Origin of the sequence: Spirillospora sp. NPDC046719, from assembly GCF_040645715.1 — a bacterium.
GTDB lineage: Bacteria > Actinomycetota > Actinomycetes > Streptosporangiales > Streptosporangiaceae > Spirillospora.
Genome location: NZ_JBEYYT010000383.1, coordinates 1 through 9,098, shown reverse-complemented (window position 1 = coordinate 9,098; position 9,098 = coordinate 1). Strand labels below are relative to the sequence as shown.

Sequence of the window (9,098 nt, the reverse complement as noted above, 5' to 3'; positions counted from 1 at the left end):
GCCGCGCCCTGCCCGGGACGCGGCGAGCGGCGAGCCCGCGGGCGGGGCCGTGCCCGAGCACGGGCACGGGCACGGGCGGAGCCTGCCGCGCACACGCACGCCGCCGGCCGGCGATCCACGACGGCCGGCTCACGGGAGGGCCCATTGGACGAGAAGGACATCCTGGCGCGCATCGACGAGTACGTCGGTGAGGAGCAGCGGCTGCGCGACCGCTACCAGCGCGGCGACCTGGACCGCGACGAGGAGCACCGGCGGCTCGAGGACCTCGAGGTGGCCCTCGACCAGTGCTGGGACCTGCTGCGCCGCCGCCGCGCCCGGATCGACGCGGGCAGCGACCCCGGCGACGCGGACGCGCACGTCCGCCCGCCGGACGAGGTCGAGGGGTACCTGCAGTGACGCAGCCCCTCGCCCGGCGGCCGCTGCGCTTCGGCCTGTCGCTGGCGCCGGACGCGTCCGCGCCGCTGGTCCGCATCGCGCAGGACGCGGACCGGTACGGGCTCGACCTGCTCGGCGTCCGGGACCGCCCGTACCAGCGCGACACCGCCGACGCGCTGACGCTGATGGCGACCGCGCTGGCCGTCACGCCCCGGATCCGGGTGCTGCCCGCCGTGGCGTGCCTGCCGCTCCGGCCGCCCGCGCTGCTGGCCAAGGCGCTCGCCACGATGGACGCCCTGAGCGGCGGGCGCGTGGAGCTCGGGCTCGGCTCCGGCACGTCCTGGGACGGCGTGGAGGCCTACGGCGGCCCGCGGCTCGCCGCCGCCGCCGCGCGCCGCTCCCTGGAGGAGGCGGTGCAGATCATCCGGCTGCACTGGAGCGACCAGAACGGGCTGCGCTTCCAGGGCGAGCACCACCGGTTCGCCGCCGCGCAGGCCGGGCCGGCGCCCGCCCACCAGATCGGGATCTGGTTCGGGGTGACCGGGCCGCGCGCGCTCGATCTCGCGGGGCGCGTCGCCGACGGCTGGATCGCGCCGTCGTCGCTCGTCCCGCCGAAGCGGCTCGCCGAGGGGCAGCGCCGCCTCGACGACGCCGCCGCCCGGGCGGGCCGCGCCCCGTCCGAGCTGCGCCGCGTCTACCTGCTCGAAGGCGCCATCGACGGGCGGGACTCGCGCGGCTTCCTGCACGGACCGCCGCGCCAGTGGGTCTACGAGATGACGGAGCTGGCGGTGGGGCACGGCGTCGACACGTTCCTGTTCGGCGGCGATCCCGAGCAGCTTCCGGTCTTCGCGCTGGAGGTCGTCCCCGCCGTCCGCGAGCAGGCCGCCCGCGAGAGGCGGGGCCTCTCCGCCGGGCCTGCGCCGAACGCCGCCCCGGCGCAGGCCGCTCCGGCGCACTGACCTCGCTACATGCGTTCCGGGGTGGGGACGCCCAGCAGGTGGAGGCCGGTGGTGAGGGTGCGGAGCGTGGCGGCGCACAGGGCGAGCCGGGACGCCTTGGTCGCCTCGTCCGGGGCCTTCAGGACCGGGCAGTTCTCATAGAAGGTCGTGTAGGCGTCGGCGACCGAGTAGACGTAGGTCGCGAGCTTGTGCGGCTCGGCGGTCTCGCCCGCCTGCTCCAGGACCGCGCCGAAGCCGAGCAGTTGCAGGGCCAGCGCGCGCTCGGCCGGATCGGTGAGGACGATCGGGCCGGTCGCCTCGTCGGGGGCGACACCGCCCTTGCGGAAGATCGACCGGATCCGCGCGGCCGCGTACTGCAGGTACGGGCCGGTCTTGCCGTTGAACGAGATCATCCGGTCGAGGTCGAAGACGTACTCGCTGTCGCGCGCCACGGACAGGTCGGCGTACTTGACCGCGCCGATGCCGACGTCCTGGACGATCGCGGCGCGGGTGGCGTCGTCGAACGGCTCGTCGTGCTGGATCTCGTCGAACACCGTGCCGGCCCGCTCGACGGCCTCGTCCAGCAGTTCGGCGAGCTTGACGGTGCCGCCGGCGCGGGTCCGCAGGATCTTGCCGTCGGTGCCGAGGACGTTGCCGATCTGCGCGTGGTCGGCGCGGACGTCGTCGTTCAGCCAGCCGGCCATCCGGGCGACCGCGAAGACCATCTGGAAGTGCAGCGACTGCGGCGCGCCCACCACGTAGATCATCCGGTCGACGTGCTCGGTGTCGACCCGGTACCGGATCGTCGCGAGGTCGGTGGTGGAGTAGTTGTAGCCGCCGTCGCTCTTGCGGATGATCACCGGGAGGGGCTCGCCCTCGCGGCCGGTGAAGCCGGGCGGGAACGCGCAGAGCGCCCCGTCGCTGACCACCGCGATGCCCTTGTCCTCCAGCTCCTGGACGGTCGGGGCGAGCAGGTCGTTGTAGAAGCTCTCGCCCTTGATGTCGTCGTCGGTGAGGGTGACGCCGAGCAGCCCGTAGACGGAGTTGAAGTACCTCTTGGACACGTCCACGAGGACGTTCCAGAGCCGCAGCGTCTCGGGGTCGCCGGCCTGGAGCGCGACGACCCGCCTGCGGGACCGGTCGGCGAACCCCTCGTCGCCGTCGAACTTCGCCCGGGCGGCCTGATAGAAGGCGGTGAGGTCGCTGACGGACGAGTCGCCCCGCGCGGCGGCGTCCTCGCCGAGGTCGAGCAGGTGCTCGATCAGCATGCCGAACGGGGTGCCCCAGTCGCCGACGTGGTTGTCGCGGACCACGTCGTGGCCGAGGAAGTCGAGGATGCGGGCGATCGCGTCGCCGACGATCGTGGTCCGCAGGTGCCCGACGTGCATCTCCTTCGCCACGTTCGGCGAGGAGTACTCGACGACGACCTTCTGCGGCGCGGCGGTCGCGGGGACGCCGAGCCGCGCGTCCTCCAGGGCCCGCTGCGCCTCACCGGCGATCCACTCGTCGCTCAGCGTGAGGTTGATGAAGCCCGGCCCGCTGACCTGCACGTCCGACACGACGCCGGCGACGTCGAGGTGCTTGACGATCTCGTCGGCCACGTCTCGCGGCTTGCGGCCCAGCTTCTTGGCCAGCGGCAGCGCCACGTTGGCCTGAAGGTCGGCGAACTGCGACGGCCGGATGACCGGGTCGGCGTCCGCGTACGACGGTCCGAAGGCGGCGCTCAGCGCGTCCTGGACCCGGGCGGCGAGTACGAGTTGCGGATCGGGCATGTTCCAAGGTTATCGGCGCGCACGTACCGCATGGCACGGGTTTTCCCGCCGTGCGGGGCGGCGCGGCACGTCGTTGGCGCCGTTCACACCGGCGATCTCCCCGGCCCGTCCCGGACTAGGTCGCGGCGGGCGGCTCGGTCCGTTCCGGCGCGGCGCGCTCGCCGGCGGGCGCCGCGGCCTCTCGCGCCGGCTCCGCGGGCTTGGCGGGCTCCGGCGGCCGCTCCGGGGACTTCGGCGCCCGGTCGGCCCTGTCCGCGCGGTCCGCCCTGTCGTTCTTGTCTGCCCTGTCGTTCTTATCCGGCCTGTCGGCCTTATCCGCCTTATCCGCCTTGTCGGCCTGGGAGTCGCGCTCGCCGTGCGTCCACCGGCCGAACCGGGACGTCCGCGTCGCCGCGACCTGCTCGCGGATCCGCTCCACGATCCGCCCGGCCGCCAGCCGGTGCGCCAGCTCGCACGCCGAGGTGATCGCGCGGGCGTGCGAGGCGCCGTGCGCGATCACGACCGTCCCGTTCAGGCCGAGCAGGACGCCGCCGCCGTAGGTGTCGGGGTCGAGCCGCTCGCGCAGCTCCAGCAGCCGGCGGCGCTGCAGCAGCGCGCCGACCCGCGCGGGCGCGCTCGCGGTCATCGCGCCCCGGATCTCCGCGAACGCGGTCCGGATCGTGCCCTCCATGGTCTTGAGCGCGACGTTGCCGGTGAAGCCGTCGGTCACGACCACGTTCACCTCGCCGCTCAGCAGGTCGTGGCCCTCCACGTTCCCCGCGAACTCGATGCCGTGGCTGGAGCCGGACAGCAGCTCGTGCGCCCGCTTGGTGACCTTGTTGCCCTTGCCCGGCTCGGCCCCGATCGTCAGCAGCCCCACGCTCGGCCGCTCCACGCCCAGCAGGATCTGCGCGTACGCGGTGCCGAGCGCGGCGAACTGGACGAGCCCCTCCGGCTTCACGTCCACGCTGGCGCCCGCGTCCAGCAGGATCGTCGGGCGCGGCGAGGTGGGCAGCGTCACCGCGATCGCGGGCCGCATCACGCCCTGCTGGCCCTTCAGCCGCAGCCGGGACGTCGCGACGACCCCGGCGGTGCTGCCCGCCGACACCAGCGCCGACGCCCGGCCCTGCTTGATCAGGTGGCAGGCGATCGCGATCGACGACTTCGGCTTGCGCCAGCTCGCGAGCGCGCCCTCGCCCATGTCGAGGGCCTCCTCGGCGTGCACGATCGGGATCTTCCCGGCGACGCCGTGCAGGTCCAGCTCGCGCTGGATCCGCGGCGCCTGCCCGACCAGCACCACCCGCACGCCGTGCGCGCGGACCGCCTCCACCGCGCCCTCGATGATCTCCCCGGGGGCGTGGTCGCCGCCCATCGTGTCGACCGCGATCGGCAGCGGCCGCACCGTCGCCGGACGGCGGGCCGCCGGGCGCGGCGGCTCGCCTTGACCGGTCATGGGTCGCTCCAGGAGGGAGAGGGACGGGTGGCGCGCGCGAGATCCGCAGCTCATCGCATGGTAAGTCCTCGGTTCGGGTGCCTTGGCGGTGCGCGGCCCGGAGGTGGCGAGCCTCACGCGTCCGCGACCGCCGCGACCGCCGCGCCGGACGGCCCGTGCCCTGGGCAACGAATGCGCATGATCAGGGAAAAGTCCGGTACCCACCGCATGTGATCCAGTACGGACGGTGATGTACCGGACGTGGAAATGGTGATGAATCGCAAGAAGACCCTGATCCTGGGCTCCGCCGTGCTCTTCGTCCTGCTGGTCGCGGGCGGTGCCGCGTGGGTGCTGGTCACCTCGGGCGGCGAGCTGACGTACAAGACGCAGGCGGCCCTGCGCAACGCGATGCCGGCGAAGGCCACCGACGAGCTGAGCGTCCGCGGGGTGAACCTGCGGTCGCCGCTGAAGTGCGAGGACCTGCCCGGCTGGACGAAGAAGAGCATGCGGGTGTCCTGCACCGGCACGACCGCCGACAACAAGCAGGTCAAGGTGATCGGCAGCGGCGAGCAGCAGGCCAAGAGGAACTACTTCACGATCCTCGTGGACGGCCGCCCGGTCGTGGAGAACGCGCAGTGCCTCGGCGCCTCCTGCCACAAGAAGAGCGGCTGAGACGGCGGCTCAGGAGCAGCCGAGGCCGAGGCAGCCCTGGTCCAGGACCTCCCGCCCGGCGACGGTGACGGTGTACTCCTCGACCGGGTGCGCGCCGTCGGCGCCGAGGGCGGTGCCGGTCACCGCGACGGGCTGCCCCGCCTTCGTCGTCGCCGTGCAGGACACCTGTACGGTGTCGCCGATCTTCGGCGTCCGGCAGGACGGGCGGGCCTTCAGCCGGATGTCGCGCTTCTTCAGCTCGGCCACGACCCCGTCGGTGACGGCGTTGCGGTAGGACTCCTCGGAGATCCGCTGCATCACCTTGCATCCGGACAGGGTCGCGCCCAGCACCGCCGCCAGCACCAGCGCCAGGACGCGCCTCATACCGTCTCCTCCGCCCGGAGCACCTCCGCGACCGCGTCGGCGACGGCGTCCGGGTGGTCGAGCTGGACCATGTGCCGCGCGTCCGGAAGGTCCACCTGGCTCCCGTAGGGCGTCATCCTCGCCAGCCGCGCGTGCCCCTCCGACCACTCGCGCCTCTTGGCCTCGCCCCTGACGTCGCCGAGCGCGGTCAGCACGACCAGCGGGACGGCGGGGAACGGGCGGCGCTCGCGGAGCCGCGCCAGGTCGACGGCCTGCTCCCGGTACGCGAGATCCTCCGCGATGACCGTGCCGAGAACGGTCCCGCGCCCGTACACCGAGCGGACGACCGCGTCCGGGACCGGTTCGTCGCGCCGGCTGGTGTGCTTCAGGACGGCGCGGCGGCCGATCGGCCCGAGGACCCGCGCCAGCCGCGTCGCGCCGAGGAGCACCCCGGCCGCGGTCGCCAGCGGCGTCGCGGCCGCCGCGAACCGGACGAGCTCGTGCGGGTGCGGTTCGTAGCTCGGGTCGACGAGCACCAGGCCCCGCACCAGGTCGGGGCGGAGCCGGGCGAGCGCCTCGGCGTGGAACCCGGCCATCGAGTGCGCGACCGCGATCACCGGCCGGCCGGCCCGCTCGGCGAGGGCGGCGAGGACGTCCGCCTCGCGGCGCAGCGTCGGCGCGGCGATCGCGGCGGGGCTGAGGCCGAGCCCCGGGCGGTCGAAGGCGATCACCCGGTTCCGGTCGCGCAGCAGGTCGACGCTGGGCCGCCAGTCGAACCAGGCGCCGCCGAGACCGGAGCTCAGCAGCAGCGGCGGCCCGTCCGCCGGCCCCTCCTCGACGACGTGGACCTGCTCGCGGCCCACGTTCACGACCTCGCTCACGGCGGCACGGCCGTCGTGCGCGGTGCCGCCTTCGTTCACGGTGCCGCCTTCGTGCGTGATCTCGCCGTCGTTCGCGGCGCGGCTGTCGCTCATAGGTGCGTCTTCTCCCGTAGCGGCGGGGAGGCCGGGGCCCGCCCGGCGTTCCGGCGGTCGGTGTAGAGCGCCCAGGCGATCAGCAGCAGCCCGGCGCACAGGACGGAGATCTGCACGCGCTGGATGATGCCGAGCCAGCGGCCCAGGTACATCGCGAGCAGCGTGCTCAGCGCGAACACGGTCTCGGCCGCCGCGACCACCCAGCCCCAGCGGGCCAGCACGGGCCACCACCCGTAGCGGCGCGCGGCCAGCGACAGCAGGAACAGCGCGATCACCCCGCAGGTGATCACGACGGTGCTGGTGACGGAGTGGAACTCGTGCGAGAACGACACGTGCTCGGAGCGCTCCCGCAGGGCGCACCACGTCTCCAGGTTCGGGGCGCAGTCCAGCGGGAAGGAGGCGTCCCCGATCGCCCAGATCCCGAACAGGCCGAGGAACGCCCAGCCGGCGGTGGCCAGCGGCCGGCGCCGCAGCCGGCGCAGCGTGCCGGCCGACACGATGATCGACAGGACCCCGGTGATCAGGTCGCCGCCGCTGTAGACGAGGTGGAACGGCTGGTCGATCGCCGACAGTTCGCTCACGTAGCCGTTGACGACGTCCAGGTCGGGGCTCAGCCAGTTCTCCAGGAAGAAGGAGGCGTAGAAGAGCGCCGCGAGGAACGCCAGGACGATCACGTAGCGCGGGGCGACCCCCGGCCCGCCGGGCTCGTGGAGGTCCGGTCCGCCGGTGCCGGGTCCGGGCGCGATTCCACCCTGGCCATCGACCGGCTCGGCCGGACTGTCCGTGTCATGGGAGTGCACACCAGCCCCTTCGCCCGTCCGCGGTGCCGCCCTCGCCAGTATTTCCGAACATCGTGTCACCGTGTGACCTGGGGCGCGGTTTCCGGAGTATCCGCTGGCCGAAGCGTGGCCCCGCCGTGACGGAGAGGTTGACGTCCCGTAGTCGTTGAACATGGGGCGGGGCGTCGACGATGATGCAGGGGCGATTTGTCAGGGTCCGGGCTGACCAGCTTTTTCCGTACCCTGTAGGGGGTATCAATTCGGTATGAACCGGACCCAAACGGTTGAATGGGGGTGTCCCGCGGCTTTTTGATCACCGTCCGTGACGACGCGCCCGGGGGCCCGCTCCCCCATGACATCAAGGAGTACCAACACGTGACACTGGTGAACGACGCGGCTCCCGCAATGCGATCCACAGGTCGCAAGTTCCGCGCCTTCACGGCGAAGCACCTGGACGAGCTCACCGCTCGCGCCGGTCTGTCGCCCGAGCAGCGGCTCGCCACCCGAGCGGTCGCGACGGTCCTGCCCTTCCGGACCAACGCCTACGTCATTGAGGAGCTCATCGACTGGTCGGCCGCGCCGGACGACCCGATCTACCGGCTGGTGTTCCCGCAGGAGGACATGCTTCCGGCCGAGGACGTCGCGCACCTGTCCGACCTGCTGCGCCGCGAGGCCCCCAAGGCCGAGATCGACGCCGCCGCGCACGCCGTGCGGATGAAGCTGAACCCGCACCCGGCCGGGCAGATGGAACTCAACATCCCGAGCTTCGGGGACGGCAAGATCCCCGGGATGCAGCACAAGTACGGCGAGACGGTCCTGTACTTCCCCAAGCAGGGGCAGACCTGCCACGCGTACTGCACCTACTGCTTCCGCTGGGCGCAGTTCATCGGCGAGCCCGACCTGAAGATGGCCGGCGACGAGCCCACCGCCCTGCGCGACTACCTCCTCGCCAACCCCCAGGTGACGAACGTCCTGTTCACCGGCGGCGACGCGATGATCATGGGCGAGCCGGTGCTGCGGCGCTACATCGAGCCGCTGCTGGAGCTGGAGCAGCTGGAGGCCATCCGGATCGGCACCAAGTCGCTGGCGTACTGGCCGCAGAAGTTCGTCACCGACCCGGACGCCGACGACATGCTGCGGCTGTTCGAGCAGGTCGTCGAGTCGGGCAAGAACCTCGCCTTCATGGCGCACTTCTCGCATCCCCGCGAGCTGGAGCCGCTCATGGTCGCCGAGGCGTGCCGCCGCATCCGCGACACGGGCGCGGTCATCCGGACCCAGGCCCCCCTCATCCGGACGATCAACGACGACTCCGCGACGTGGGAGAGCATGTGGCGGACCCAGACCCGGATGGGCCTGGTCCCGTACTACATGTTCGTCGAGCGCGACACCGGTCCCCAGGACTACTTCGCGGTCCCGCTCGCCCGCGCCTACGAGATCTACCGGGACGCCTACAAGAACGTCTCGGGGCTCTCCAGGACCGTCCGGGGCCCGTCCATGTCCGCCACCCCCGGCAAGGTGTGCGTGGACGGCGTCATCGACCTGATGGGCGAGAAGGTGTTCGTCCTGCACTTCATCCAGTGCCGTGACGCGGACCTGGTCGGCAAGCCGTTCTTCGCCAAGTACGACCCGGACGCGGCGTGGCTGGACGACCTCAAGCCCGCGTTCGCCGACCGTTTCCCCTGGGAGAAGTAGGTACCTTCCGGGCGCCGCCGGCTGTGGGGGTAGCGGGGGGGGCCCCCCCCGCCGCCGGGGCGCATTCGCGGCCGGGGGCCGCGTGGTGGGCCGCCCCCCCCCCCACCCCCCCCCCCCCCCCCCCCCCCCCCCCCCCGGGGGCG

8 protein-coding genes and 1 pseudogene are annotated in these 9,098 nt (G+C 72.9%); 4 read left to right on the top strand and 5 right to left on the bottom strand.

Annotation, left to right across the window (positions count from 1 at the left end):
* Positions 1-144 precede the first annotated feature (144 nt).
* A complete protein-coding gene (locus ABZ914_RS40035; protein ID WP_190860363.1) occupies positions 145-396 on the top strand; it encodes a DUF2630 family protein in 252 nt (83 codons plus the stop codon).
* Positions 393-1,334: an LLM class flavin-dependent oxidoreductase gene (locus ABZ914_RS40030; protein ID WP_500199771.1), complete on the top strand. Its 942-nt coding sequence runs from the start codon at positions 393-395 to the stop codon at positions 1,332-1,334. The genes ABZ914_RS40035 and ABZ914_RS40030 overlap by 4 nt, the downstream gene beginning before the upstream one ends.
* Before the next feature lie 5 nt (positions 1,335-1,339).
* Here the strand turns inward: ABZ914_RS40030 and argS are convergent, their stop codons facing one another.
* Both argS and plsX read right to left on the bottom strand, forming a co-directional pair.
* Positions 1,340-3,085 carry an arginine--tRNA ligase gene (gene argS / locus ABZ914_RS40025; protein ID WP_500199770.1) on the bottom strand — a complete coding sequence of 582 codons (1,746 nt, stop codon included), beginning with the start codon at positions 3,083-3,085 and terminating at the stop codon, positions 1,340-1,342.
* Positions 3,086-3,440: 355 nt separating this feature from the next.
* Positions 3,441-4,517, bottom strand: a pseudogene (gene plsX, locus ABZ914_RS40020) (phosphate acyltransferase PlsX); the annotation flags it as partial.
* Positions 4,518-4,769: 252 nt separating this feature from the next.
* Between plsX and ABZ914_RS40015 the strand changes: the two are divergent.
* Positions 4,770-5,168: a hypothetical protein gene (locus tag ABZ914_RS40015; protein ID WP_500199768.1), complete on the top strand. Its 399-nt coding sequence runs from the start codon at positions 4,770-4,772 to the stop codon at positions 5,166-5,168.
* Positions 5,169-5,177: 9 nt separating this feature from the next.
* Here the strand turns inward: ABZ914_RS40015 and ABZ914_RS40010 are convergent, their stop codons facing one another.
* From ABZ914_RS40010 to ABZ914_RS40000, 3 genes are read right to left on the bottom strand one after another with little or no spacing between them, the layout of a single operon-like run.
* Entirely contained in the window at positions 5,178-5,531 is a 354-nt protein-coding gene (locus ABZ914_RS40010) for a hypothetical protein (protein WP_500199766.1), read from the bottom strand.
* Positions 5,528-6,484 carry an alpha/beta fold hydrolase gene (locus ABZ914_RS40005; RefSeq protein ID WP_500199765.1) on the bottom strand — a complete coding sequence of 319 codons (957 nt, stop codon included), beginning with the start codon at positions 6,482-6,484 and terminating at the stop codon, positions 5,528-5,530. The genes ABZ914_RS40010 and ABZ914_RS40005 overlap by 4 nt, the downstream gene beginning before the upstream one ends.
* Positions 6,481-7,284: a DUF998 domain-containing protein gene (locus ABZ914_RS40000; protein WP_500199764.1), complete on the bottom strand. Its 804-nt coding sequence runs from the start codon at positions 7,282-7,284 to the stop codon at positions 6,481-6,483. Before ABZ914_RS40000 ends, ABZ914_RS40005 begins: the two co-directional genes overlap by 4 nt.
* Positions 7,285-7,668: 384 nt before the next feature.
* Between ABZ914_RS40000 and ABZ914_RS39995 the strand changes: the two genes are divergently transcribed.
* Positions 7,669-8,955, top strand: coding sequence for a KamA family radical SAM protein (locus ABZ914_RS39995; protein ID WP_500199763.1), 1,287 nt, complete (start codon positions 7,669-7,671; stop codon positions 8,953-8,955).
* The last annotated feature ends 143 nt before the right edge of the window (positions 8,956-9,098 follow it).

Coding starts and splice junctions, on each gene's coding strand:
- ABZ914_RS40005 (WP_500199765.1), bottom strand. CDS start 6,484: ATGAGCGACAGCCGCGCCGCGAACGACGGCGAGATCACGCACGAAGGC.
- ABZ914_RS39995 (WP_500199763.1), top strand. CDS start 7,669: ATGCGATCCACAGGTCGCAAGTTCCGCGCCTTCACGGCGAAGCACCTG.
- argS (WP_500199770.1), bottom strand. CDS start 3,085: ATGCCCGATCCGCAACTCGTACTCGCCGCCCGGGTCCAGGACGCGCTG.
- ABZ914_RS40010 (WP_500199766.1), bottom strand. CDS start 5,531: ATGAGGCGCGTCCTGGCGCTGGTGCTGGCGGCGGTGCTGGGCGCGACC.
- ABZ914_RS40015 (WP_500199768.1), top strand. CDS start 4,770: ATGAATCGCAAGAAGACCCTGATCCTGGGCTCCGCCGTGCTCTTCGTC.